Here is a 25,719-nt window from a genome sequence, read left to right as displayed (position 1 = left end):
GCGATGCTCATGATTCCGTCTGCTCCCGGCTATCCAAGAGCTGACCGGACGCGTCCGCGCCGGGCCAGCTTGCGGTAAGACGGTCGTGCGAGCAGGCCAGATGGTGGTGCATGGCGGCGCGCGCGCCGCGGTCGTCGCCAGCGCGGATGGCGTCGATCACCTTGCGGTGTTCAGCGATGGCGGCAGCCCAGCTGGACGGATTCTCGAAGTAGTCGCCCAGCTTCACGGACAGCGGATTGTGGCGCTCGTCGAACAGTTCGCTCACCACGCGCACCAGCACGGCGTTGTTCGCCATCTCGGCCACGCGCAGATGGAACAGGCGGTCTCCGCGGATCGGCACGTTGCCGGCCAGCGCCTCGTCTTCCATGGTACCGACGGCTTCGGCCAGCCCATCCACCAGCGCGGGCGTATTGCGCAACGCGGCCTGCGCGGCCAGCTCGCCCTCGATCACCTGGCGGGCCCGTATGGTTTCCAGAGGGCTCTCTGCCGTCAAGCTGGCGCGCGGTCCGCCGGCCAGGCTTTGCACATACACGCCCGAACCCATGCGGACTTCCACCCAGCCTTCGACCTCCAGCGCGATCAGCGCCTCGCGCACCGAAGGGCGGGACACGCCGAGCTTGAGCGCCAGATCGCGCTCGGGCGGCAGACGCGCGCCGACGGGGAACTCGCCCGACTCGATCAGCAGGCGCAGCTGGTCGGCGATCTGGCGATACAGGCGGCGGGGTTCGATGGTCTGAATGGGCATGGACTACGGTGGCGCCAGTCGGAAATTCAGGCCAAAAGGTAAAGTGGCCTTACCAATTCACCAAATCTTGCGCCCGCGCCGGATACGTCACAATTAGGGTTTGCCCAAAGATGCGTGCGATGGCTTCGCGGGCAATGCATATCTGTTAAAAAGCCGCCACACCCAGCCCATTTTCCGCACCCATGTCACAGAATCCGCATCATTCGCCCTACAAAAGCACCGGGGGCCTGCGCCGCATCCTGAATGCGCTGCGCTACTCCCTGCAGGGTCTGCAGGCCGCGATCAAATACGAGGCGGCTTTCCGCCAGGAGCTGGCGCTGGCCGTCCTGATGATCCCGGCCGCATTCTTCCTTGGCCGCACGACGGTTGAAGTGTTTTTCCTGGTGGGCACGGTCATCATGGTGCTGGCGGCGGAGCTGCTGAATTCCGCCATCGAGGCGCTGGCCGACGCGCTTTCCGTCGAATCGCACCCGCTCCTGGGGCGGGCCAAGGACCTGGGCAGCGCCGCCGTGATGCTGCTGCTGATCTTCGCCGGGACAGTCTGGGTAGGCGTGGCCATCAGCCGTTTCGTCATGCATTGACACCGCTAGTCATCTCCCGGGAGATGCGCCGCTATTTATACTGGAAGCCATGATGCCTAGATCGACGCCCGACTCCTCTGAGCGCATTGTCATCGTCGGCGGCGGCGCCGGCGGCCTGGAATTGGCGGCCAAGCTGGGCCGCGTGCATGGCCGGCAGCACATCACGCTGGTCGACAGCCGCCCCTTCCATATCTGGAAGCCCTCGCTGCACGAAGCGGCCGCCGGCACGCTGGACATCCACCAGGAAGGCCTGTCCTACCTGATGCTGGCCCACATGAACGGGTTTTCGTTCGCGCAGGGCCGCCTGGAACACATCGACCGCGAGCAGCGCCGCATCACCGTGGACGCGGTGAACGACGCGCAAGGCCAGGAAGTCCTGCCACGCCGCGAGCTCGCCTACGACACGCTGGTCCTGGCTCTGGGCAGCACGTCCAACTTCTTCAATACGCCCGGCGCGGCCGAACATGCGGTCACGCTGGATTCCACCGAAAACGCGGAGCAGTTCCGCCTGACCATGCTCAAGGCCATGGCCCTGGTGGATCAGGCCAAGGTGCGCAATCCCTCGGCCCGCCTGGATCTGGTGATCGTGGGCGGCGGGGCCACCGGCGTCGAGCTGGCCGTGGAGCTGGTCGAGGCCAGCCACGTGGTCAGCGCCTACGGCCTGCCGAATTTCCGCGCCGAACGCGATCTGGCCATCACCCTGGTGGAAGGCGCCCCGCGCATCCTGTCGGCCCTGCCCGAGAAGATCTCGGTCGCGGCCACCAACCGCCTGACGGAACTGGGCATCCGGGTGGAAGCGTCCTGCCGGGTCTCGGAAGTCACCGCCGACAGCGTCAAGACGGCCGACGGCCGCGAGTTCCCGGCCCAGCTCTGCATGTGGGCGGCAGGCATCCAGGGCCCGGCCCTGCTGGCCGGCCTGGACCTGCCGCTGAACAGGGTGGGCCAGGTGGAGGTGAACGAACGGCTGGAAACCGCCGATCCGCACATCCTGGCGCTGGGCGACTGCTGCGCCGCGCCGTGGCGTGACGGCCGCAGCGTGCCGGCCCGCGCGCAAGCCGCGCACCAGCAGGCCGACTATCTGGCCAAGAAACTCACCGCGCGCCTGCGCCATACGCCCGAGCCCACCACGCCCTATGTCTACGAGGACCATGGCTCGCTGGTGTCGCTGGGCCAGGACGCTGGCGTCGGCAGCCTGATGGGCAAGCTGGCCGGACGAGGACTGTTCGTAAGCGGTACACTGGCACGCCTGATGTACATGAGCCTGCACCTGATGCACCACAAAGCGGTGCTCGGCATCTCGCGTACCGCCTCCCTTGCCCTGGCCCGCCTGCTCATGCGGCGCACGCGCCCGCGGGTCAAACTGCACTGAACTCCCATGAATTTCCTGCAAAAACTCGAACACGCCTGGACCACCAGCAACTCGCTCCTGCAAGTCGGGCTGGATCCCGACCCGCAGCGCTTCCCCCGCGAACTGCAGGACAAGCCCGACGCCATCTTCCAGTTCTGCCGCGACATCGTGGACGCCACCGCGCCCTATGCCTGCAGCTTCAAGCCGCAGATCGCCTACTTCGCCGCCCATCGCGCCGAAGACCAGCTGGAAGCGCTGTGCCAGCACATCCGCGAAAAACACCCTGATCTGCCCATCGTGCTGGACGCCAAGCGCGGCGACATCGGCTCCACCGCCGAGAACTACGCCCGCGAAGCCTACGAACGCTACCAGGCGCACGCGCTGACGGTCAGCCCCTACATGGGCCTGGACTCGGTCGAGCCCTATCTGGCGTGGCGCGACCGCGGCGTGATCGTGCTGTGCCGCACCTCCAACCCCGGCGGTTCGGACCTGCAATTCCTGAAGATGGACAATGGCGAGCCGCTGTACCTGCACGTCGCGGGCCTGGTCGCCGACAAGTGGAACGCCAATGGCCAGTGCGGCCTGGTGGTGGGCGCGACCTTCCCGAATGAGCTGGCCGCGGTGCGCGCACGCATCGGCGACGCGGTGCCCCTGCTGGTGCCAGGTATCGGCGCCCAGGGCGGCGACATCACCGCCACCGTGAACGCCGGCGCCAACGCGGCCCGCAGCGGCATGATGATCAACTCGTCCCGCGCCATCATCTACGCCAGCGGCGGCGACGACTGGCGCGAGGCCGCCGGCACGGCGGCCAAGGGCCTGCGCGACGCGATCAACGCAGTGCGCTGATCCGGGGCATGGGGGCCGGCAGCCCCCTGCCGCGCAATCCGTTTCTCAGCGCCGGTTGACCGGCGCGCCCAACAATTCCAGCAACCCGCGCAGCGCGTAGTCCACCGCCGCCTGGCGCACCTGCGCACGGTCGCCGGGGAACACGTGCGTGACGGCGCGACTGCTGATGCCTTCGCCCGAACGCTGCGCAAAGCCGAAGCACACCATGCCCACCGGCTTGCCCGGCGTCGCGCCGCCCGGCCCGGCGATGCCGGTCGTGGACACCGCCACATGCGCGGCGGGAGACGCCAGCAGCACGCCGTTGGCCATCTCCAGCGCCACCGGTTCGCTGACGGCGCCGAAGTGGTGCAAGGCGTCGGGCGATACGTCCAGTTCAGCAACCTTAGCCTCGTTGCTGTAGGTCACGAAGCCGCGCTCGAACCAGTCGCTGGAACCGGCCACCGCCGTCATCGCGCCGGCCAGGAGGCCTCCGGTGCAGGATTCGGCCGTGCCCAGCATCCAGCCCTTGCGCCGCAGCGTTTCGCCCAGCCGTTCAACCAGCGCCAGCGAAGTGGCTTGCGCCAGTTGTTCGGCCGACAGATTGGGCCGGGTGCTTTCTTGTTGTCCGCTCATCCCAAGACTCCTGTGCGCACGACCAGCGCCATGACCAGCAGGGCGTATCCGGCCGCCACGATATCGTCCCACATCACGCCGAAACCGCCTTTGATATGGGCGTCAAAGAACTTGATGGGAGGCGGCTTGACGATGTCGAACGTGCGGAACAGCACGAACGCCAGCGCCTGCGGCAACCAGCCCGCGGGCGTCAGCCAGAGCACCAGCCAGAACGCCACCATCTCGTCCCAGACCATTCCGACATGATCCGACTGCTGGAGTTCACGCCCGACGCGATGGCAGGCCCAGCAGCCATACAAAAAAGCCAGCGCCAGGAATGCACCGATCGCCCAATCCGAGGCTGCGGGCGCGGCGGCGACCCAGATCGCCCAGGCCAGCAGCGTGCCCCAGGTACCGGAGGCCGGCCGGATCAGGCCGCTGCCAAAGCCAAAGGCGATGAGCCGGCCCGGATCGCGGCAGACCCAGGACAGCGGCGGGTATGCGGTCCGGGCTCGGTCGCGCATGGAGGTGGGACGGTTGTCGGTCGACGGCATGGGTATGCGGGTTGGGACGCGGCGGATCAGGCCGCGGGAAAGTGATCGAAACCGGCCGGCAGCTCGGCGAGAGGCTGGCCCTGGCCGTCCAGCACGGACAGGCCCGGCTGCGCCTGGATCTGCCCCACGCGGGTCACGCGCGCGCCGGCCGCAGCCGCCGCCGCAAGCACGGCCTCGCGCCGGGAGGCGGGCGCGGTGAAGCATAGCTGGTAGACGTCGCCGCCGCCCAGCACCGCGCGGCGCAGCGGCGCTTCTTGCAAGCCAGCCAGGGCGGGCGACACAGGCATCGCGGCGTAATGCAACATGGCGCCCACGCTGCTGGCAGCCAGGATATGGCCCAGGTCCTGCAGCAGTCCGTCGGAAATATCGATGGCGGCATGGGCGATGCCGCGCAAGGCCAGGCCCAGCGCGACCTGAGGCTCAGGCCATTCCAGCGCGCCGCGCGTCGCCGCCAGCAGCGCCGCGTCAGAGGGGTATTGCCCGTCCAGCAGGCGGTAGGCCACGTCGGCCGCCCCCAGCTCGCCGGACACCCAGATGTCGTCGCCAGCCCGGGCGCCATCGCGGCGCAAGGCCTGCCCGGCCGGCACGGCGCCGAACACAGTGACGCTGATGGCAAGGTCATGCGCGCTGCGCGTCGTGTCGCCGCCGATCAGCGGGCAACCGTGAGCCGCAGCCAGCGCATGGAAGCCTGCGGCAAAAGCCGCAAGCCAGGGCTCGTCCAGCCGCGGCAAGGCCAGGCCCAGCACGCAGCCGATGGGGCGTGCGCCCATTGCAGCAAGGTCGGAAAGGTTCACCGCCAGGGCCTTATGCCCCAGCGCTTGCGGATCCACATCGGGAAAGAAATGGCGGCCTTCCAGCAGCAGGTCCGTGCTGGTGGCCACCTGTTCGCCGGGCGGGACCGGGAACAGGGCGCAATCATCGCCCACGCCCAGCAGGCCAGCAGGGGCCGCGCGGGTGAAATAGCGCGCGATCAGATCAAATTCGGACGCCAAGGCAACTCCGCAGTCCGGCACGGCAGGCCGGCATTGAAACCTACGGGGGCTTGCCGCCCCCACAAATCATGCGGCGCCCCGCACAACCAGGAAGAAACCCCAACCCACTCCTCGCGCGGCAAGAAACAGGTGCCCCCCAAATCCGGGCCGCGCGGATCCGGCTCTGCCGGTCCGCAGCGGCGCCCCCCCTGGGGGGGGAAGCGCGCAGCGCTTCGGGGGGGGGAGAGGAAGCTACCTCTTGTTGACTTCGTGGGCGCGGACGTCGGCCGCCAGCTTGTCGAGCACGCCGTTGACGAACTTGAAGCCGTCGGTGCCGCCGAACGACTTGGCCAGTTCGACGGCTTCATTGATGGCGACCTTGTACGGCACTTCGACGTGATGAATCAGTTCGAAGCTGCCGATCAGCAGGATGCCATGCTCGACAGGCGACAGTTCGGCCAGCGGACGGTCGACGTAGGGCGTGAAACGCTCACGCAGCGCGGGCGCTTCGCGCAGCACGCCATGCAGCAAGGTCTTGAACCACTGCGCGTCGGCCTCGGAAAAATCCTCGGTGTCGCGCAGATGGGCGTCGATCTCGCCGGCGTCCTGCGTGCCTTCGCCGCCGCGCAGCAGCCACGCGTACACGCCCTGCAGGGCGAATTCGCGTGCGCGGCGGCGCGCACTGCGCGCGTTGGCGCGGGCCTGCGCCGCGCTATCAGCGCTGGTCGTCGTCTTCTTCGTCGTCAAAATCTTCGTCCTCGTCTTCGTCGTCTTCGTCTTCTTCCTCGGGTTCCAGGGCCGCCACCAGGTTGGCCATTTCAACGGCCACCTGGGCGCAATCGCGGCCCTTGCCGGCCGCGCGCGCCTGCGCCTGCTCGTCGGTGTCGACGGTCAGCACGCCGTTGGCGACGGGGATGCCGGTTTCCAGGGAAATACGGGTGATTGCAGTGGCCATTTCATTGCTGACCACTTCAAAGTGATAGGTCTCGCCGCGGATGACCGCGCCCAGCGCGATCAGGGCGTCGAATTCAAACGTTTCGGCCATATGGGACAGGGCCACGCCCAGTTCCAGGGCGCCGGGAACGGTGGCGACCATCACGTCGCGCTCGTCCACGCCCAGTTCGGCCAGTTCCTTCAGGCACGCTTCGAGTTCGGCCTGGCCGATTTCTTCATTGAAGCGGGCGCGTACGATGCCGATGTGCAGCCCTTCGCCGTTCAGGTCGGGGGTAAGGATGTAAGGGTTCATAGGTCGGCCTTCAGTGTGTTGCGGGAGTATTCGGAGGGTCGCAATCGTAACCCGTAATGGTGAGCGAGAAGCCCGCCATGCTGGGCATCTTGCGCGGCCGGGCCAGCAGCTTCATCTGGCCTACGTTCAGGTCACGCAGAATCTGGGCGCCAATCCCGTAGGTACGCAGGCCGTAGCGGTCCGCGTTGCCGGGGTTGGCCTGGGCCTTGGAGTCGTTCCAGCCGGCGATCTGGCCAAACAGGTGTTCCGTGGACGACTGGCAGTTCATCAGCACCAGCACGCCAGCGGGCGAGGCCGCGATGGCCTGCAAGGCCTGCGCCACGCCCCAGCTGTGCGGGCTGGCGCCGGTGTCCAGCACGTCCAGCACGGAGGCCGGCTCGTGCACACGCACCAGCGTCTCGGCGTCGGGAGTCACGTTACCATGCACCAGCGCCAAATGGGCGGAGCCGGTGGCGGCGTCTTCATAGGCCACGGCCTCGAATTCGCCCCAGGCGGTCTGCATGGTGCGCTTGCCCACGCGCTTGACGATGGATTCGTGTTCGCTACGGTACTGGATCAGGTCGGCGATGGTGCCGATCTTCAGGCCGTGTTCGCGGGCGAACTGCACCAGGTCCGGCAGGCGGGCCATGGTGCCGTCCGGCTTGAGGATTTCACAGATCACGGCGGCGGGCGTCAGGCCGGCCATGGCGGTCAGGTCGCAGCCCGCCTCGGTGTGGCCGGCACGGACCAGCACGCCACCGGGCACGGCGCGCACCGGGAAGATGTGGCCGGGCTGGACCAGGTCCGCGGGCTTGGCGTCGCGCGCCACCGCCACCTGGATGGTGCGGGCGCGGTCGGCGGCCGAGATGCCGGTCTCGACGCCTTCGGCGGCCTCGATCGACTGGGTGAAGTTGGTGCCGTAGCGCGTGCCGTTGCGGGCCGCCATCAGGGGCAGGTCCAGTTGGCGGCAGCGCTCTTCGGTCAAGGTCAGGCACACCAGGCCGCGGCCGTGCGTCACCATGAAGTTGATGGCTTCGGGCGTGACGAATTCGGCGGCCATGACCAGGTCGCCCTCGTTTTCACGGTCTTCTTCGTCAACCAGGATGACGATGCGGCCGGCGCGCAGCTCGGCGATGATTTCGGCAACAGAGGCGATGCCGAAGGATTCCGGCTCGGAGCCGGGCAAAGGGGACAACTGGACGGACATGGCGGGCACGTAAACCAGGCGGGAAAGCCCGGATTTTACCGCCCCTGGAGGCGGAACCCCTATCCGGCCCTGCCAGCCCCGCCGGCCGGGGGTGTCCGGTAAACTTTCGCCCGGAGACCACCCCTAAAAAACCGAGCCAAGGAAACCCCACATGCAAGCCCTTGCGGCCATGCCTTTGACCGTCGCGGCGGCCGTCCGCGTCGTGCTGACCGACATCGACGACACGCTGACCACCGAGGGCCGCCTGCCGGCGGACGCCTATGCGGCGCTGGAGCGCCTGGAACAGGCCGGCATCCAGGTCGTGCCCATTACCGGCCGCCCCGCCGGCTGGTGCGACCACATCGCCCGCATGTGGCCGGTGCGCGCCGTGGTCGGCGAAAACGGCGCCTTCTATTACGCCTATGACCGCCAGGCCCGCCGCATGACCACCCACTACTGGACCGACGCCGCCTCGCGCCAGGCCAGCCGCCGGAAGCTGGACGCCATCCGCGACCGCGTCCTGGCCGAAGTGCCCGGCGCCGCCGTGGCCAGCGACCAGGACTACCGCGTGGCCGACCTGGCCATCGATTTCTGCGAGGACGTGCCCGCCCTGCCCGATACGGCGATCACCCGGATTGTCCAGATCTTCGAGGAAGCCGGCGCCCAGGCCAAGGTCAGCTCCATCCACGTCAACGGCTGGTTCGGCGACTACGACAAACTCACCATGACGCGCACCATGTTCCAGCGCGAGTTCGGCGCGGACGTGGCCGGCGCCCTGGACAGCACCCTGTTCATCGGCGACTCGCCCAACGACGAACCCATGTTCGCCTACTTCCCGATTTCGGTCGGCGTGGCCAACATCCAGGCCCAGCTGCACCGCCTGACGCACCGCCCCGCCTTCGTCGCCGCCTACCATGGCGGCGCGGGCTTCGTGGAAATGGCCGACCGGCTGCTGGCCGCGCGGTCCCCCCAAGCACAGCCGGCCTGAGGTCCGCATACCGTGGCGACATCCCCTTCCGCTTCCTCTCCGGCCGCCAACGACGGCCGCCGCAGCATCCAGTCGATCGAGGTGGGCGTGCCGCTGCTGGCCGCCCTGGTCGACGCCGGCAAGCCCCTGACCCTGCGCGACCTAGCCGCGGGCGCCGGCATGACCTCGGCCAAGGCGCACCCCTACCTGGTCAGCTTCATCCGCGTCGGCCTGGTGCAGCAGGACGCCATCACCGGCCAGTACGAACTGGGCCCCTTCGCTCTGCAGATGGGCTTGGTCAGCCTGCAGCGCCTGGACCCCGTGCGCGTCGCCATGCCGGAAATCGCCAAGCTGCAATCGGAAATCGGCCACACGCTGGGCATTGCCGTGCTCGGTTCGCACGGCCCCACCATGATCCACATGACCGAAGCCAGCTACCCGGTCCACGTGAACATGCGCAAGGGCACGGTGATGTCCATGCTGCACACGGCCACTGGCCTGGTGTTCGCGGCCTGGCTGCCGCCCAAGGTCAGCGAGCACTACATCGCGCGCGAGGAAGGCGACACGGCCGTCATCGCCAGCATGCCGCCGCCGCGCAAGGCGTCCCGCGCCAACATCGAGGCGCAACTGGCCGACATCCGCGTGCACGGCATGGCGCGCGCCCTGGGCAACCCGCTGCCAGGCGTGGACGCGCTGTCGGTGCCGGTCTTCGACAACACCGGCAATATCGCCCTGGCCCTGACCAGCCTGGGCCCCACGGGACTGTTCGATGTGGCCTGGGACGGCGCCATCGCCCGGCCGCTGCTGGCCTGCGCGCAGGAAATCTCGCGCAAGCTCGGTTACCGGAGCTGAGCCAAACGGCGAATTTCGCGCAAAAACGAACATAAATCGAACAAAGCGAACAAAAGCCGAAAAGAAACACAGGGACTTTCCCGAGTGCGTCCCCTCCTCTTCCATGTTTGAATTCAGGTTGAATTAAGTGACACGTCACACAAACAAAGAAAGAGGAGACACAAGATGCAAGCTCTGCGCCTGCTTCAAGCGGCCACGCTGGCCGCCTTCGCCCTGGGCACGTCCGCCGCGCAAGCCGCCGACGCCTGCACCAACCGCGGCGACCTGGACCAGATGTACTGCGACGCCAACAAGGACCTGGTGGCCGACACGCCCACCGATCCGGCCAAGCTGAAGACCCCGTCCACCCTGGTATTCACCTACACCCCGGTGGAAGACCCGGCGGTCTACGAAGACATCTTCAAGCCCTTCACCAAGCACCTGTCCGAATGCACGGGCAAGCGCGTGGTGTTCTATCAGGTGCAGAGCAATGCCGCGGAAATCGAGGCCATGCGCTCGGGCCGCCTGCACGTGGGCGGCTTCTCGACCGGCCCCACTGCCTTCGCCGTGAACATCGCGGGCGCCGTGCCGTTCGCGGTCAAGGGCTATGCCGACGGCTTCCAGGGCTACAACCTGATCGTCATCGTCAAGAAGGACAGCCCCTACCAGAAGCTGACCGACCTGAAGGGCAAGAAGCTCGCGCACACCGCCCCCTCGTCGAACTCGGGCCACATGGCGCCGGTCGCGCTGTTCCCCAAGGAAGGCCTGACTCCCGACAAGGACTACAAGGTCATCTTCTCCGGCAAGCACGACCAGTCCGTCATGGGCGTGAACTCCGGCGACTACGACGCCGCTGCCGTGGCCTCGGACGTGTTCAAGCGCATGGTCGAGCGCGGCCAGGTCAAGGAAGCCGACTTCCGCGTGATCTACAAGAGCGAGAAATTCCCGACCTCGTCGTTCGCCTACGCGCATGACCTGGAGCCCAAGTTCCGCGACCAGATGCTCAAGTGCTTCTACGACTACCGCTTCCCCGCGGAAATGTCCAAGGCCTTCGACGGCGCCGACCGCTTCTACCCGGTGACCTACGAGAAGGACTGGGCCATCGTGCGCCAGGTCGCCGAATCCGGCGGCGAGAGTTTCAACCGCGCTGCCTACGACCGCGAATCCGCCAAGAGCAAGAAGTAATTCCGTATGACGACGTCGCTACGCATTTCCGGCCTGGTGAAGGAATACCGGGCCGGCCGGCCGGTACTCAACGGCATCGACCTGCAGATCGCGGGACAGGGGCTTACAGCCATCATCGGCCCCTCGGGCACCGGTAAAAGCACGCTACTGCGTTGCATCAACCGGCTGATCGAACCCACCAAGGGCGAGATCGTGCTGCAGTCGAAGGACGGGTCCGTGGACCTGGCCCGCGTGCGCGGCGCGTCGCTGCGCCGCGCGCGCCGCCGCATCGGCATGGTGTTCCAGGAATACAACCTGGTCGAACGCCTGACGGTCATGGAAAACCTCCTGACCGGACGGCTGGGCTACACCTCCGCCGTGAAGGCCTGGATGCGCCGCTTCGAGCCCGAGGACATCCAGCACGCCTACAAGCTGCTGGACACCGTGGGCCTGGCGGGTTTCGCCGACCAGCGCGCCGATGCGCTGTCGGGCGGCCAGCGCCAGCGCGTGGGCATTGCCCGCGCGCTGATGCAGCGCCCGCAGCTGCTGCTGGCCGACGAGCCCACGTCCTCGCTCGACCCCAAGACCTCCGTCGAGATCATGGAACTGCTGTCCGAACAGGGCAGCGCCACGGGCATTCCCGTTATCGTCAACATCCACGACGTCGAACTCGCCCGCCGCTACGCCACCCGCATCGTCGGCATGTCCGGCGGCCACGTGGTCTATGACGGCGACGGCCAGGGGCTGGACGCCGCCATGCTCAAGACCATCTACGGAGGCGAGTCTTGGCTGGAATGATCCCACCCAAGGGCGCCCGCCCCTTCGCCATGTCCGGGCGCGCCAAGGCCGGCGTGCTGCTGCTGCTGGCCTACACGCTGTATGCCGGCGCGCAGCTGGACTTCAGCTGGGCGCGTTTCGAAACCGGCATGGGGCACGCGTCCACGTTCCTGGCGCGCATGTTTCCGCCCAACTTCGAAAAGCCCGCCACCTTGTGGAAGGGCATCGCGGAAAGCCTGGAGATCGCGGTGCTGGCCTCGGTGCTTGGCATCATCATCGCGCTGCCCATCGGTTTGCTGGGCGCGCGCAACATGATGCCCACCTGGGTATCGTGGCCCGCCCGCGCCATCGTGGCCCTGTGCCGCGCGCTGCATCCCGTCATCGTCGCCATCCTGTTCGTCAAGGCCGTGGGCTTTGGCGCGCTGGCCGGCATCCTGGCGCTGACGGTCGCCTCGGTCGGCTTCATCGGCAAGCTGTTCACCGAGGCCATCGAAGAGATTTCGTTAAAGCAGGTGGAAGCCGTGCGCGCCACGGGCGCCTCGTTCGCCAACGTCATCATCTTCGGCGTGCTGCCGCAGGTATTCGCCCGCTTCATCGGCTTTGCCACCTACCAGTTCGACTCCAACCTGCGCAACTCCACCATGGTGGGGATCGTGGGCGCGGGCGGCGTGGGCGGCACGCTGTTCTCGGCGTTCCAGCGCTTTGACTACGATTTCGTCAGCGCCATCCTGCTGACCCTGATCGCCATCATCATGCTGGGTGAAATCCTGGCCGGCTTCGTGCGCGCCGTGTTCCTGGACAACCTGGGATTCGAACGCATCCTGCAAGGCCGCTTCGCGGGAGCGCGCGGCATCGGCAGCGGCGCAACTCCGGTCAAGCGCCGTGCGGAGGTGGACGAATGAACGCCCACGCATCCACCTTCAATCCACCGGGTTCGCCGCGCGTCTGGCAACGCTACAGCATGGGCCAGCGCCTGCTGCGCTTCGCGCTCTACCTGCTGGTGGTCGCGGCCATCGTGCAGGCGATCCGCGGCGTCGAGATCATTCCGGAGTTCCTGTACGACGCGCCCGAGCAGATGGCCGATCTGTTCCAGCGCATGTGGCCGATAGACTGGGCCTACTACCCGGAAGGCGTGCACGGCGCGCTGATCGAAACGCTGCACATCGCCACGCTGGGCACCATCCTGTCCGTGGTGATGGCGGTGCCGGTGGGCCTGCTGGCGGCCAACAACCTCACGCCCAGCAAGACCGTCAACATGCTGGCCAGGCTGATCCTGGTGTCCAGCCGTTCGGTCAATTCGCTGGTGTGGGCGCTGCTGTTCATCGCCATCTTCGGGCCCGGCGCGCTGGCCGGCACGCTGGCCATTGCGTTCCGCTCCATCGGCTTCGTCGGCAAGCTGGTGGGCGAAGCCATCGAGGAAGCGCAGCGCGGCCCGATCGAGGCCGTCACCGCCACCGGCGCCAGCAAGGCATCCGTGATCTGGTACGCCTACTGGCCGCAGATCCGCCCCGCCTTCTGGTCCATCGTGCTGCTGCGCTGGGACATCAACGTGCGCGAATCGGCGGTACTTGGCCTGGTGGGCGCCGGCGGCATCGGCATGGCACTGGACACGGCTCTGAACCTGTTCCAGTGGGACCGCGTGGCGCTGGTGCTGGCTGCCATCTTCGCGGTGGTGGTCGTGGCCGAAATCATCATCACCCAGGTCCGCAAACGCATCCTCTGACGCGTCCGCGGATCCCTACAGCGTTCCTTTGCTCCGCCCGGAAACGGGCGGTTTTTTTTCGCCCACATATCAGAACCGCACGCTCACCCCTGCCCTGACGCCGTGATCTTGCGCCCCGCTGGCGAGCTGTCCTTGGTAGGACAGATCGAACGACACCTTGCGCGACACCTGCACGTCCAGCCCCGCTTCCAGCACCGCGCTGTTCTTCGCGATGGGCACGCCGGCCACGGTAAAGGCATCGCCCGCCGCGAAAGCCTGGGTGGCGGTGGGCTTCAAGTCGCCAAAGGCGTAGCGCCAGCCCAGCGATCCGCGAGCCGTGGCTTGCGCGCCGCCCAGTTCGAAGCTGGACATGAGCCGCGAACCCAGTGTCGTGTACGTGGTCTCGGTGGTCTGGCTGTTCGCGCGCAGCGCCGCCGCGCCGCCGCTCTCGCTGTAGCCGTCGGTCTTGAGGTTGACGTAGGCCAGGTTGGCGAACGGCTCCAGCGCAGCGATGCGCGTGTCGATGCGATAGCTGAGGTCGGCAAACGCCTGGACGGTGCGGCCGTCGTAGTTGGCCTTGAGGCTGTCGGAGTAGCCGGGCATGGATACCGAGCGCCGAGTCGCGATGTCGTGCCAGCTGTAGGCCAGCCCGCCGCGCAGGCCCACCGCGCCCCACTGGCCGCCGCCGTAGGCCCCGAGATGGTAGTTGTCGCTGTCGCCCGATGACGCGCGATCGCGCACGTCGAAATCCGTGCGGGTGTAGCCCGCCATCAGGCCCAGCCGCCAGGCATCGGACACCGGCGCATCCACGCCCAGCAGAAAGCCGCCGGTCGAGCTCTTGACCTGGGCAGCATTGCCGTCGCCGTCGGTCTGGCGCCAGGAACCCAGGCCCTGTATCCAGCTGGCGGGCCCCATCGCCGTTGCCGGAGCCAGGCGGGCGCCGCCCCCTGCGGACGCCAGCACCGGCGTCGCCGACGCGCCGACCGCGCCCGCGGCCGAGCGCAGGCGCTCGCTGGCGGCGTCGCGCACATAGCGGCTGTCTTCGAGCAGCACGGTCTTGGCCGACGCGTGGATTTCGCCGGATAGCTGGTCGAAGCTGGAACGCAGCAAGCCCTTGTCGTCCGGTAGCACGGCGAACGCGTCGTAAAGCCCATTGCCCGCCGCCATGCCGATGCTGTCGATGGCGCCCGCCGCCGCGCGCTGGTTGCGCGTGTCGGCGGCCGTGGCCATCGCGGTGCCGTTGCGCGCCAATTCCAGCGACACTCGGCCCGCGCCGTAGTCGTAGCCGAGTTTCGGCGTCAGGAAGGCATAGTCGGACGTCACCGTATCGAACCGGCCGGACAAGGCGCCGTCGGCCGCCAGTATCGTGTAGACGGAACGCAGCCCGTAGTCGCCGTCGATACCGATATGCGCGACCGAGCCGCCATTGATCGTGGCATTGCCCGTGACATGGATAAGGTCGGCATCGGCGCCCTGCGGATTGGTTTCCACGGCGTAGCGCGCGCCGCTCTCGATGACGAGATCGCCGTCGACGGTCAGCGTGCCGATGGAATTCCCTGGCGCCAGCGTGCCGCCGGCCGCCACGGTCACCACCGAGCCAGCGCCCGAGCCCACTGTGCCGCGGCCTCCGAGCACGCCGCCCTGGCCGATATTGAGCGCGCCGCCAAGTTTGCCGTTCAAGGCCAGCCGGCCGCCCTGAATCGTGGTGCTGCCGGTAAAGCCCGAGCTGTCACCGCTCAGCGCCAGCGTCCCCGCGCCGCTCTTGACCAGCGCGCCGCCACCGGAGATGGCGCCGCCGAACGTTGCGTTCGCGCCTTGTTCGAACACCAAGGAGCCATTGTTGTCGACATTGCCCCGGATCGACCCGACATCGCCGATCAGCGTGCCTTCCCGGATGACGGTATTGCCGTAGGCGTTGCCCGCGTTGTCCAGTCGTAGCGTGCCGGCTCCGGTCTTGATCAGGTCGGCGTTGCCCAAGACTGTGCCGACCAGCCCCAGCGTTGCGCCGCCAGCCACCTCGAAGCGCCCGGCCTGGGTCAGCGTCATGGCACGCGCGGTATCGAAGGACGCCGATGCCGCCAGCGTGCCGCCATTGAATGCCACGCCGCCAGAAGCCGCGCCCAGGTTCGCATCGCTTGCAACCTGCAACGTGCCCCCGGCTATCGTGGTGCCGCCGCTATAGGTGTTGTTGCCGCTCAGGACCAACGTGCCGGCGCCGGCCTTGAGCAGCGATCGTCCGCTCCAGGCCGTCGCGGCGTTGGCCGCCTGGTCTGCCAGATCCGCGCCGACTACGAACCGGTTGGCGGCATCGCTCAACGTGAACGTGCCGTGCGCCAGATTGTTGTTGGCGGTCCAGCTCAGGTCGTAGCTGGCGAGATATTGCAGGCCGTCGGCCGACTTGCGCGTGTTGACCGTGAGGTAGTCCACCGCGCCGCTGAAGCCGCCCACGCGCACCGATCCGAAGTCGCCGCGAATGCCGCCGCGGGTGTCGATCAGCACCTTGTCGAGCTGGCTGGCGTTGCCTATGCCGCTGAGGGTGAAGGCGACGCCCTCGCCCAGCGTCAGCCCGCCCGCCTTCAAGGACGGGCCGCCCGCGCCGGCTGCGATATCCAGGGCTGTGCCATCCGCCAGATTGACATTGCCCGCCACCGCCAGCGACGCCGGCCCCTGCACCGACAAGGCGCTGCCCGCTGCGCCGACGTTCAAGTCCCCTGTCAGACTATTGGCTGCGCCGGCTGCGCCGTCGCCATATTGCAGGACGCCGCCCGTGACTTCGGCCGAGCCGCCCAGCGAACCTTGCACCACGAGCCTTCCGCCGGACACCGTGGTCTTGCCGAAGTAGGAGGAACTGTTGCCAGCCAGGCTCAGCGTGCCCGCGCCCTTCTTTACGAGCGCGCCGTCGCCCGAGATGGCGCCGGCAAAGCGCGCATCGGCGGTCTGCTCGAACACCAGCCTGCCGATGCTGTTGATGTCGACGTTGCCCGAGATCGAACCGGCATGGCCGACCAGCGTGCCAGCGCGCACCCAGGTATTGCCGTAGGCGTTGGCCCCGTTGTCCAGACGCAGCGTGCCGGCGCCGGACATGAACAGATCGCCGCTGCCCGTGACGGCGCCGACCAGCCCCAGCGTCGTGCCGGCGGCCACGTCAAAACTGTTTGCCTGCGTCAGCGCGACCGCCCGCGCGGTATCGAAGCTGCCCATGGTCGCCAAGGCGCCGCCGTTCAAACTCAGGCCGCCGGACGCGGCGCCGAGATTCGCATCGCTCGACACCTGCAAGCGGCCGCCCGAAATCTGCGTGCCGCCGCCATAGCTGTTGTTGCCGCTCAAGACCAGCGTGCCGCCGCCGCTCTTGGCCAGCGCGCCTGCGCCCGACACCGAGCCGGCCAGGCCCAGCGTGGCGCCCGTGGTCACCTCGAATCGCCCCGACTGCGCCAGGGCGACCCCGCGCGCGATGTCGAAGGTGGTCGTCACCGCAAGCGTGCCGTCACCGAAGGCCAGGCCGCCAGCCGTCGCCCCCAGGTTGGCATCGCGGTCGATCTGCAGCGTGCCGCTGGCGATCATCGTCCCCCCGCCGTGGCTATTGCTGCCGCTCAACACCATCGTGCCCGCGCCGCTCTTGACCAGGGCTCCCGCACCCGACACCGCGCCGGTCAGGCCCAGCGTGGTGTCTGCCGCCACGTCGAAACGTCCGCTCTGCGCCAGCGTGACGGCGCGCGCGGTGTCGAAGCTGGCGGTGGTCGCCAGCGTACCGTCGCCAAACCGCAGTCCCCCGGCGGCAGCGCCCAGGTTGGCATCGCTATCGACCTGCAACGTGCCGCCCAGGATGGCCGTGCCGCCGCTGTACGTGTTGGCGCCTTGCAGCACCAGCGTGCCCGCGCCGGCCTTGGTCAAGCTCTTGCCGTCCCAACCGGCGGCGGCATTGGCGGCCTGGTCGGAAAGCGGCACCCCCAGCGTGAACCGGTTCGACGCATCGGCCAGCGTGAAAGTGCCATGGGCCAGGTTGTTGTTGGCGGTCCAGCTCAGGCCGTAGGTGGCGAGGTACTGCTTGTTGTCCGCGGACTTGCGTGTGTTGACGGTGAGATAGTCGACCTCTCCGGTAAAGCCGCCCACGTTGACGGCGCCGAAATCACCGTCGATGCCGCCTGTGGGCGCCTCGATCAACACGGTATCGAGCGCGTTCTTGTCGCCGATGCCGCTCAGCCTGAACACCACGCCATCGCCCAGCGTGACCTTGTTTGCCTGCAACAGCGGGCTGCCCGTGCCGGCCATCAAGTCCAGCACGGTGTCATCGGCCATTTCCATGTCGCCCGTGACCGCCAGCGTGGCGCCCCGATGCACCGCCAGCGTGCTGCCGGTGCCTGAGACATTCAGGTTGCCGCTCAGGGTGTTGGCCGCGCCCGTGGCGCCGTCTCCGTACTGCAAGACCCCGCCCGTGACGGCGGCCGAACCTCCCAACTGGCCCAGCACCACCAGCTTGCCGCCCGACACCGTGGTCCTGCCCTTGAATGCGCTATTCGCGCCCGTCAGCAAGGTGGTGCCGGCGATCTGGTTCAGACTATGTGAACCGGCGCCTGTGCTCAACAGCGGCGTCGAAAACGTGTAGGCGGACTCGGTATGGTTGAAGTTCACGGTGGCAATGCCGGCGCCGAACTGGATCGCGCTGGCGTTGAGCGTGCCGGCGCCCACGGCCGGCTGCCCCGCCGCCGCGCCGATATTGATCGTGCCGGTGGTGGGAAAGAAAAGAAACCGGTCCTGCGCCAGGGACACGGCCCCTCCGCCGCTCGCGCCAACGCTCACTGTGCCGCCTTGCGCGATCGTCAGGCTGCCCGCCCCCGTTCCCACGCCAAATCCCAGGGTCATCGCGCCGCTGTTGTCCCAGATGGAGCCGGCGCCGCGGACAACAACGTTGCCGCTACCGCTCATGCTGCCCACATAGCTGTCTTTGTTCGAGACGAAGCCCCCCGATTCGATGGTCAGTGTGCCCTGACCGGACACATCGCCCACCCTGAGCTCGCCGTTATTGATCCAGGTTGAACCGCGCCCCGACACCAGGAAGGCGCCATTGCCGTTCTGGATGCGCCCGACAACGCCATCGACGCTGGTCGCATATCCCCCCGCCAGGATCGACACGCTGCCCCTCCCGCCTTCCGAACCAACCAGCAGCACCGCGCGATTGCTCCAGAGCGACCCGACATCGGAAACCGTCACTTTCGCCGCGTCGTTCTGCCGGGCATCCACCGTCGCAAACTGGTTCGAGACCGTGCCGCTACTGAAGATGCTCAGCTCTCCGGGTCCGGCGCCGCCGACAAAAAGGTTGTCCGTCAGTGCCCAGGTCGAGCCGGGGCTGAACACGCTGACCCGGGCCGTGGCGCCGGGAGCTTGCCCGGCATCGATACGTCCTTCCGCGGTACCCAGAACGTTGAGGATCTGCAGGTTCCCGCCCGTGACGGTGGTGTTGCCGACGAAGCCTGAACTATTACCGGACAGCCGCGTGGAGCCGGCATAGTGATTGAGCTGGTGCGTGCCCGCCGCGCTGCTGACCAGCGCCGCGCCGAAGTCGTAGAGGTTGTTGGTGTTGAAATTCAGCGTGCCGGTACCCGCGCCGAACGCGAGTCGCTGCGTTACCAGGAAACCAGCGCCCGCGGGCGCGGCGCCGGGAGCCGCGCCGATGTTGATCGTGCCGTCCGCCGAGGCCGAGTCGGCCAGAGACACTGTGTTGCCGAGCGACATCAACAGCTCGCCGCCATCGGCGATAGTCACTGTTCCCACGCCGAATATACCCACGGAGAGCGGGACGAAGACCGTAATCTTCGGGCTTGACATGGATCCGACCGTGGTATCGCCCGTGAAGGAGACCAGCGGCCCCGCTTGTGTTTCGCTGGCCGTGCCCAGGGCAACCAGCAACATCGCCATCAACGGCAGGCTTCCGCGCGCGGATCGCCCCCTGCGGCAACCGCCCTTGCCCTGCCCGCGAGCATGTTCACTTACCACTTTCCACAAGCCTGCGCTGCGGTTGAAGACGATGCGATACGTATGATTCATTGGGCTCTTATGTAATCGGGGCCCGCACGAACAGTTGCCGGGCAGACGCGGGTAGAAGCCGGGGCCGCGAAGCGCGTTACCCGCCAATTACAATTAGAAAAGCGATTCGTAACATTGCATATCACTGAAACTTGGTAATTGAACGAAGCCGGCCAACGCTTCGGCATGCGGCTGCCAGCGTCTCCCCCTGGCTTGCGGGCAAGGCTGCTCACCCGGTTGTTGATGCGCCGCAAACACGTTTATGCTCCATGTGAAATAAATATGACCGGTCATCAAATCGCCCGCCCCGTTTGATTAAGATCTCGGCTTTTGCCGTTGGACGCCCGCCGCCATGTCGGAACAGGAATTGAAACTGCACGTGCCTGCGGCCTCGCGCCAGGCGGTGCTCCGAGAGGTCAAGCAGCGCGAGGCGACCCGCATCCGCCTGCACGCCATGTATTTCGATACGCCGGAACGCGAACTTGCGCGGGCGCGCATCGCCATCCGGCTGCGCCAGGAAGGCCGCGACTGGGTGCAGACGCTGAAGATGCCTGGCATCAATGCCATCACGCGCATCGAACTCAATCACCCGCGGCCGGGCCCGGTGCTGGACCTGTCGGTGTATGCCGGCACCGAGGTCGAAGCCGCGCTGGCAGCCATCAAGGGCGAACTGGGCCTGCGTTATGAAACCGATGTGCAGCGGCTCCTGCGCAAGGTCCGCACGCGCTACGGCACGGTGGAACTGGCCTATGACACCGGCATCCTGCGCGCCGGCGCGCTGGAGCTGCCCATCTCCGAACTGGAATTCGAACTGGTGTCGGGCCGCCCCGCCGCTATCTTCGCGGCGGCTCGCGGCTGGCAGCAGCGCCACAGCCTGGTGCTGGACCCGCGCAGCAAGTCCGAACGCGGCGATGCGCTGGCCCAGTTGGCTCAGCGCCTGGCAGATGCAGACGCCATTCCGGGCGATGACCTCGAAGCCCGCCGCGCCCAAGCCATCGCCCAGTTCTGGGCGCCGCGCGGCGCCGCATCGGTCAAGCTGCGCGAAGACATGACGGCGCCCCAGGCCATGGCGCGCATCGCGGCGGAATGCCTGGACCAGATCGCGCGCAACGCCTCGGTGCTGGCCGAGGTCGACACCGAGGGCGTCTACCGCGCCGGCAACTCCGAACACGTGCATCAGCTGCGCGTGGGCGTGCGCCGGCTGCGTTCGGCCTGGAAGCTGTTCGACGGCTGGATCGCGCCGATTCCAGACACTCTGCTGCAAGGCGTGCGCACGCACTTCGCCGCCTTCGGCGCCAACCGCGACCAGGACGTGCTGAACGAAACCGTGGCGCCCGCGCTGATGCGCGCAGGCATGCCGGTCATCCCTATGGAAGCCGCGCCCCCGGAACAGGACGCGCGCAGCATCGCCGGCGGCAAGGCCTTCCAGGCCTGGATGCTGGAGCTGCTGGAATGGAGCCTGGACGTGCCGCCGGCCCTGCCGTCCGCGGAAGGCCAGACGATAGCCAACGGCACCCCCAGCGACGCCGCGCCCGAGCCCGCCATCCGGCTGGAAGGCGGCGTGGCGGCGCCCAGCGTCAAACCCACCATCATTCCGATGCTGGCGCCCGAACCCGATCCGCAGCGCCTGCACAAGCAGCTTGCGCGGCGCCTGCACCGCTGGCATAGCAAGGTGGCTGACCAGGGCACGCAATTCGCGACGCTCGACATTCCCACGCGCCACGAACTGCGCAAGCGCGGCAAACGGCTGCGGTACAGCCTGGCATTCGCCGAATCGCTGCTGCCCGCGGGCAAACTGCGCGGCTATCGCAAGCTGCTGTCGCGCGTGCAGGACGTGCTGGGCGAAATCAACGACCTGGCAGTGGCCAAGGACTACTACGAGTCGTGTACCGCCACCCATCCGCAAGCCTGGTTCGCCCTGGGCTGGATCAGCGCGCGCCTGGAAGAACTGGCGGACGACGCGCAGCAAGCGTTCGACGATCTGGCCGCCAGCAAGCCATTCTGGAAGTGACGCGGGCTTGAACGCAAAAGGGACGGCATGCGCCGTCCCTTTGTTTTTTCCGGCGCATGCGCGCCGGACCCACGGACCTCAATCCGCCAGCAAAGCCCCGGCGAACTCGTCGGCCACGAAAGGCTGCAGGTCTTCCAGGCTTTCGCCCACGCCGATCCAGTACACCGGGATCGGGCGCACGCCCTGGCTGCCCGCGGCCACGGCTGCCAGCGTGCCGCCCTTGGCGGTGCCGTCCAGCTTGGTCACGACCAGGCCGGTCAGATTGATGGCGGCATCGAAGGCGCGGATCTGCGCCAGGGCGTTCTGGCCGGTATTGCCGTCCACCACCAGCAGCACTTCGTGCGGCGCGGCGGCGTCCGCCTTGCCGATGACGCGGCGGATCTTCTTCAGCTCTTCCATCAGGTGCAGCTGCGTGGGCAGGCGGCCCGCGGTATCCACCATCACCACGCCCATGCCGCGCGCGCGGCCGGCGTTGACCGCATCGAACGCCACAGCCGCCGGATCGCCGCCGTCCTGCGAGATCACCGTCACGTTGTTGCGGCTGCCCCATTCGATGAGCTGCTCGCGCGCGGCGGCGCGGAACGTGTCGCCCGCAGCCAGCAGCACGCTGGCGCCCTGGCGCTGGAAGGTGTGGGCCAGCTTGCCGATGGAAGTGGTCTTGCCGGCGCCGTTGACGCCGGCGATCATGACGACCAGGGGTTGCGTGCGCTTCAGGTCGAAGGCGCGCTCCAGCGGGCGCAGGTGGTCGGCCAGCAGTTGGCGCAAGGCCGCCTTGACCTTGGCGGGGTCCTCGATGCGTTCCTTCTTGACCCGCGCGCGCAGCGCCGTCAGGAGCTTTTCCGTGGCCTCCAGGCCCGCATCGGCCATAATGAGCGCCGATTCGAGTTCCTCGAATAGGTTCTCGTCGACCTTCACGCCGATGAAGATCCCGCCGATGCTCTGGCCCGTACGCGACAGGCCTTGCTTCAAGCGGGACAGCCAGGAAGCCTTCTTGGGGGCTTCAGCGGCGGGCTCGGGGGCTGGGGCTGGCGCCGCAGCCGCAGCCACCGGAGCCGCAACCGGCGCGGGAGCGGCGATCGGAGCTTGCGTTGCCACCACCGGCGCGGGCGCCGCGACAGGAGCGGGGGCCAATGCCGGGGCCGGCGCTGGCGCCGGAACAGGCGCTGGCGCCGATACCGTAGCGGGTGCCGGCGCAACCGGCGCGGGCGTCACGGCCGGCGCCTCATGCGGCGCAGCAACAGGCGCCACAACGGGCGGTGCCGCCGGTGCGGCGACGCCCGGGTCAATGCTCGGTTCGCGGCGCGGTTCGGCGGCCACAGGCGCCGGCGGCGCGGGAGTGACCGGGACGGCGGCGGGCTCGGCAGGCGCGGCTACGGCGTCTGCAGCCTCCGGCGGCGGCGCGGGTTGAACCGGCGCGGCGGGCGGAGGGGATTTTTTCTTGAAGAAGCGGCTAAACATGGGTAACAAGTATATTCGTATCGTCGGGGGCCAATACAGACGCACCCCCATTGCCGTGCCCGACGTGGAGACGCTGCGCCCCACGCCCGACCGGGTGCGCGAGACGCTGTTCAACTGGCTCAATCACCTGTGGGGCGGCGAGTTCGCCGACAAGCAGGTGCTGGATCTATTCGCCGGCAGCGGCGCCTTGGGCTTCGAGGCGGCCTCGCGCGGCGTGGCGCATGTACAGATGGTCGAGCGGGACAAGACCGCCGCGTCCGCGCTGCGGACACTGCGCGACAAGCTCAAAGCCGACATGATACGCATCCACGTGGGCGACGCCATGCAGGTCGCCGAGCGCATGGATGCGTCCCGATTTGACCTGATCCTGCTGGATCCGCCTTTCGGCCAGGGCTGGCTGCCGCGCCTGTGGCCGATTCTGCCAGGCATTCTGACCGAGCATGGGCTAGTCTACGTAGAGGCGGAAAGCCCCATCGAAGCCCCCGAGGGATTCACGATCTTGCGGCAGGACAAGGCAGGCGCGGTCCACTACCACCTGCTGGAATTTGCTGCATTGCGCAAATAGGTCAATAATCCGAGCTTCGGAGGATGGTGTAAACCACAAATAACGGTACGGAGCTCGTATGATCACCGCTGTATATCCCGGCACTTTCGACCCGCTGACCAGAGGCCACGAGGATCTGGTCCGCCGTGCCGCCACGCTTTTCGACAAAGTCGTGGTCGGGATCGCCATTAGCCGCAACAAGAAGCCCTTCTTCAGCATCGACGAGCGCGTGGAAATCGCGCGCGAAGTGCTGGGACACTATCCCAACGTGGAAGTGCAAAGCTTCGGCGGCCTGCTCAAGGACTTTGTGCGCGACCAGGGCGGGCGCGTGATCGTGCGCGGCCTGCGCGCCGTGTCCGACTTCGAGTACGAATTCCAGATGGCCGGCATGAACCGCCATCTGCTGCCCGACGTCGAAACGCTCTTCATGACGCCCTCGGACCAGTACCAATTCATCTCCGGCACCATCGTGCGCGAGATCGCGCAGTTGGGCGGCGACGTGAGCAAGTTCGTGTTCCCGTCCGTCGAGCGCTGGCTCCAGGAAAAAGCCAAGGAACGCCGCGAACAGTCCTGGCCGGGCTGAGCCCCGCCGCAGGTATTGCTCCACCCTCGAAGGGCGCGCAAAGCGCCCTTCTTGCGCTGCGCGGCCCGGGCGCGCGGCGGCGGTACAATGCGCTTAGCCCTACCCGCCCCATACCGCAGCCCGCCATGGCCCTGACCATCACCGAAGAATGCATCAATTGCGACGTTTGCGAGCCCCAGTGCCCGAACGAAGCAATCTCCATGGGCGAGGACTATTACGTCATCGACCCTGACCGGTGCACCGAATGCGTGGGCCATCACGACGAGCCGCAATGCAAGGTCGTGTGCCCCGTGGAGTGCATCGAGCTGCACCCGCAATGGAATGAAGGCCAGGAACAGCTCATGGCCAAATACCGTCGCCTGACCGGTGCCGCATGAGCGACGCCGCGCAGTCCAGCATCAACCTCCCTCCTTCCCGCCACCACGCCCGCCGCGACCTGTCCGCATCGGCCATCGCCGCCGGCCTCGTCGCCGTGCTGGTCAGTTTCGGCGGCACCGCCGTGCTGATGGTGCAGGCAGGCCATACCGCGGGCCTGGATTCGGCGCACATCGGCTCCTGGATCGGCTCGCTCAGCCTGGCGTTCGGTCTGGGCGGCGCCTTGTACAGCCTGCGCACGGGCCTGCCCATCGTCATGGCCTGGTCCACGCCTGGCGCGGCGCTGCTGGTCACCGCGCTGGCCGGCGTTCCCTTCAATGAGGCAATCGGCGCCTTCATCCTGGCCGCCGCGCTGACGTTGGCCTGCGGCCTGTTCGGCTGGATCGATCCCATCCTGCGCCGCATCCCCGGCGAAATCGCCGCGGCCATGCTGGCGGGCGTGCTGCTCAACTTCGGCATGGGCGTCTTCAGCAACATCAAGCAGCAGCCCGCGCTGGTGCTGGCGATGTGCGTCGCCTATCTGCTGTGCCGGCGCTGGGCGCCGCGCTACGCGGTGCTGGTCGTCATGCTGGTGGCCATCGCCATCGCCTTCGGCCTGAACCTGATCCAGCTGGACCTGCTGGACTGGCGCCTCACCGAATTCGTCTGGACCACGCCCGCCTTCAGCGCGCAGGCCGCGGTCAGCCTGGGCATTCCGCTTTTCGTGGTCGCGATGGCCTCGCAGAACCTTCCCGGCCTGGCCATCCTGCAAGCGGCGGGCTACCAGCCGCCCGCCTCGCGCCTGGTGGCGGCCACCGGCCTGCTGGGCCTGCTGGCCGCGCCCTTCGGCGCGCACAGCGTCACGATGGGCGCCATCAGCGCGGCCATCTGCACCGGTCCCGAAGCGCATCCGGACCCGTCCAAGCGCTACATCGCCGCGGCCACCTACGGCCTGGGCTACGTCGTGCTGAGCGTCGTAGCCGGCGCCGTGGCCGTGTTCTTCCAGGCCTTGCCCGCCGCCCTGCTGGCCGCGCTGGCCGGGCTGGCGCTGCTGGGCACCATCATGGGCGGCATGGCCGCGGCCATGGCCAACCCGCAACGCCGCGAAGCCGCGCTCATCACGCTGCTGGCCACGGCATCTGGCTTCAGTTTCTGGGGTATCGGATCGGCCTTCTGGGGCCTTCTGGCAGGCCTGCTGGCCCACGCGGCTTTCGAATTCAAGCGCTCTGGCGCTCAGGCTTGAACGGCCCTTGCGCCCGG

23 protein-coding genes and 1 pseudogene are annotated in these 25,719 nt (G+C 67.6%); 14 read left to right on the top strand and 10 right to left on the bottom strand.

All coding sequences use genetic code 11. The features are described 5' to 3' along the window. Positions 1-7 precede the first annotated feature (7 nt). Complete coding sequence (locus IB268_RS05275; RefSeq protein WP_175160383.1) at positions 8-745, bottom strand: FadR/GntR family transcriptional regulator; 738 nt, start codon at positions 743-745, stop codon at positions 8-10. Positions 746-927: 182 nt separating this feature from the next. Here IB268_RS05275 and IB268_RS05270 point away from each other — a divergent pair, with 182 nt between their 5' ends. Genes IB268_RS05270 through pyrF form a run of 3 tightly spaced genes read left to right on the top strand, consistent with a single transcriptional unit; the run spans position 928 to position 3,520 of the window. After that, entirely contained in the window at positions 928-1,326 is a 399-nt protein-coding gene (locus IB268_RS05270; RefSeq protein WP_054451923.1) for a diacylglycerol kinase, read from the top strand. Between the two features lie 49 nt (positions 1,327-1,375). Further along, positions 1,376-2,695: an NAD(P)/FAD-dependent oxidoreductase gene (locus IB268_RS05265; protein WP_054451924.1), complete on the top strand. Its 1,320-nt coding sequence runs from the start codon at positions 1,376-1,378 to the stop codon at positions 2,693-2,695. A 6-nt stretch (positions 2,696-2,701) separates the two neighbouring features. Then, the gene (pyrF, locus tag IB268_RS05260; RefSeq protein WP_054451925.1) at positions 2,702-3,520 is read left to right on the top strand and encodes an orotidine-5'-phosphate decarboxylase; all 819 of its coding nucleotides are present in this window, start codon (positions 2,702-2,704) and stop codon (positions 3,518-3,520) included. Positions 3,521-3,565: 45 nt separating this feature from the next. Here the strand turns inward: pyrF and IB268_RS05255 are convergent, their stop codons facing one another. From IB268_RS05255 to ribBA, 6 genes are all read right to left on the bottom strand, one after another. Further along, the gene (locus IB268_RS05255; RefSeq protein WP_054451926.1) at positions 3,566-4,132 is read right to left on the bottom strand and encodes a CinA family protein; all 567 of its coding nucleotides are present in this window, start codon (positions 4,130-4,132) and stop codon (positions 3,566-3,568) included. Then, complete coding sequence (locus IB268_RS05250; RefSeq protein WP_054452311.1) at positions 4,129-4,635, bottom strand: phosphatidylglycerophosphatase A; 507 nt, start codon at positions 4,633-4,635, stop codon at positions 4,129-4,131. Before IB268_RS05250 ends, IB268_RS05255 begins: the two co-directional genes overlap by 4 nt. A 56-nt stretch (positions 4,636-4,691) precedes the next feature. After that, positions 4,692-5,657 carry a thiamine-phosphate kinase gene (gene thiL, locus IB268_RS05245; protein WP_119451993.1) on the bottom strand — a complete coding sequence of 322 codons (966 nt, stop codon included), beginning with the start codon at positions 5,655-5,657 and terminating at the stop codon, positions 4,692-4,694. A gap of 231 nt (positions 5,658-5,888) precedes the next feature. After that, complete coding sequence (gene nusB, locus IB268_RS05240; protein WP_054451928.1) at positions 5,889-6,383, bottom strand: transcription antitermination factor NusB; 495 nt, start codon at positions 6,381-6,383, stop codon at positions 5,889-5,891. Next, entirely contained in the window at positions 6,352-6,882 is a 531-nt protein-coding gene (gene ribH, locus IB268_RS05235) for a 6,7-dimethyl-8-ribityllumazine synthase (RefSeq protein ID WP_006391339.1), read from the bottom strand. The genes nusB and ribH overlap by 32 nt, the downstream gene beginning before the upstream one ends. A gap of 10 nt (positions 6,883-6,892) precedes the next feature. Beyond that, positions 6,893-8,068 carry a bifunctional 3,4-dihydroxy-2-butanone-4-phosphate synthase/GTP cyclohydrolase II gene (ribBA, locus tag IB268_RS05230; RefSeq protein WP_054451929.1) on the bottom strand — a complete coding sequence of 392 codons (1,176 nt, stop codon included), beginning with the start codon at positions 8,066-8,068 and terminating at the stop codon, positions 6,893-6,895. A gap of 151 nt (positions 8,069-8,219) precedes the next feature. Here ribBA and IB268_RS05225 point away from each other — a divergent pair, with 151 nt between their 5' ends. The 6 genes from IB268_RS05225 (at position 8,220) to phnE (IB268_RS05200) (ending at position 13,509) form a co-directional block, all read left to right on the top strand. Continuing rightward, entirely contained in the window at positions 8,220-9,035 is an 816-nt protein-coding gene (locus IB268_RS05225; protein ID WP_054451930.1) for an HAD-IIB family hydrolase, read from the top strand. A gap of 12 nt (positions 9,036-9,047) precedes the next feature. Further along, the gene (locus IB268_RS05220) at positions 9,048-9,866 is read left to right on the top strand and encodes an IclR family transcriptional regulator (protein ID WP_054451931.1); all 819 of its coding nucleotides are present in this window, start codon (positions 9,048-9,050) and stop codon (positions 9,864-9,866) included. A 165-nt stretch (positions 9,867-10,031) separates the two neighbouring features. Then, positions 10,032-11,030 (top strand): phosphate/phosphite/phosphonate ABC transporter substrate-binding protein, encoded by a 999-nt coding sequence (phnD, locus tag IB268_RS05215; RefSeq protein ID WP_054451932.1) that lies wholly within the window; start codon positions 10,032-10,034, stop codon positions 11,028-11,030. Between the two features lie 6 nt (positions 11,031-11,036). After that, on the top strand, positions 11,037-11,807 hold the full coding sequence (gene phnC / locus IB268_RS05210; RefSeq protein ID WP_054451933.1) for a phosphonate ABC transporter ATP-binding protein: 771 nt from the start codon (positions 11,037-11,039) through the stop codon (positions 11,805-11,807). After that, the gene (phnE, locus tag IB268_RS05205; protein WP_054451934.1) at positions 11,804-12,688 is read left to right on the top strand and encodes a phosphonate ABC transporter, permease protein PhnE; all 885 of its coding nucleotides are present in this window, start codon (positions 11,804-11,806) and stop codon (positions 12,686-12,688) included. The genes phnC and phnE (IB268_RS05205) overlap by 4 nt, the downstream gene beginning before the upstream one ends. Beyond that, complete coding sequence (phnE, locus tag IB268_RS05200) at positions 12,685-13,509, top strand: phosphonate ABC transporter, permease protein PhnE (RefSeq protein ID WP_119449618.1); 825 nt, start codon at positions 12,685-12,687, stop codon at positions 13,507-13,509. The genes phnE (IB268_RS05205) and phnE (IB268_RS05200) overlap by 4 nt, the downstream gene beginning before the upstream one ends. Positions 13,510-13,578: 69 nt before the next feature. Here the strand turns inward: phnE (IB268_RS05200) and IB268_RS31025 are convergent, their stop codons facing one another. Beyond that, entirely contained in the window at positions 13,579-19,248 is a 5,670-nt protein-coding gene (locus IB268_RS31025; protein ID WP_370540009.1) for an autotransporter domain-containing protein, read from the bottom strand. 153 nt (positions 19,249-19,401) lie between these two features. Continuing rightward, positions 19,402-19,530, bottom strand: a pseudogene (locus tag IB268_RS31310) (ESPR domain-containing protein); the annotation flags it as partial. A 331-nt stretch (positions 19,531-19,861) separates the two neighbouring features. Between IB268_RS31310 and IB268_RS05155 the strand changes: the two are divergent. Further along, positions 19,862-21,520, top strand: coding sequence for a CYTH and CHAD domain-containing protein (locus IB268_RS05155; RefSeq protein ID WP_119449619.1), 1,659 nt, complete (start codon positions 19,862-19,864; stop codon positions 21,518-21,520). Between the two features lie 78 nt (positions 21,521-21,598). On the opposite strand, the gene ftsY is transcribed toward IB268_RS05155, so the two are convergent. Further along, positions 21,599-22,978: a signal recognition particle-docking protein FtsY gene (gene ftsY, locus IB268_RS05150; protein ID WP_175180623.1), complete on the bottom strand. Its 1,380-nt coding sequence runs from the start codon at positions 22,976-22,978 to the stop codon at positions 21,599-21,601. Here ftsY and rsmD point away from each other — a divergent pair. From rsmD to IB268_RS05130, 4 genes are all read left to right on the top strand, one after another. Next, positions 22,977-23,543 carry a 16S rRNA (guanine(966)-N(2))-methyltransferase RsmD gene (gene rsmD / locus IB268_RS05145; protein WP_054451938.1) on the top strand — a complete coding sequence of 189 codons (567 nt, stop codon included), beginning with the start codon at positions 22,977-22,979 and terminating at the stop codon, positions 23,541-23,543. The genes ftsY and rsmD overlap by 2 nt on opposite strands. A gap of 58 nt (positions 23,544-23,601) precedes the next feature. Beyond that, positions 23,602-24,105 carry a pantetheine-phosphate adenylyltransferase gene (gene coaD, locus IB268_RS05140; RefSeq protein ID WP_013396175.1) on the top strand — a complete coding sequence of 168 codons (504 nt, stop codon included), beginning with the start codon at positions 23,602-23,604 and terminating at the stop codon, positions 24,103-24,105. A gap of 125 nt (positions 24,106-24,230) precedes the next feature. Beyond that, positions 24,231-24,482 carry a YfhL family 4Fe-4S dicluster ferredoxin gene (locus tag IB268_RS05135; protein ID WP_042795127.1) on the top strand — a complete coding sequence of 84 codons (252 nt, stop codon included), beginning with the start codon at positions 24,231-24,233 and terminating at the stop codon, positions 24,480-24,482. Then, positions 24,479-25,702 carry a benzoate/H(+) symporter BenE family transporter gene (locus IB268_RS05130; protein ID WP_175161370.1) on the top strand — a complete coding sequence of 408 codons (1,224 nt, stop codon included), beginning with the start codon at positions 24,479-24,481 and terminating at the stop codon, positions 25,700-25,702. The genes IB268_RS05135 and IB268_RS05130 overlap by 4 nt, the downstream gene beginning before the upstream one ends. Positions 25,703-25,719 lie beyond the last annotated feature (17 nt).

The organism is Achromobacter sp. ACM01, assembly GCF_014851745.1.
GTDB classification, from domain to species: domain Bacteria; phylum Pseudomonadota; class Gammaproteobacteria; order Burkholderiales; family Burkholderiaceae_B; genus Achromobacter; species Achromobacter aegrifaciens.
The sequence above is the reverse complement of the archived record's forward strand: the minus strand, read 5'-3'. Positions and strand labels throughout refer to the sequence as shown.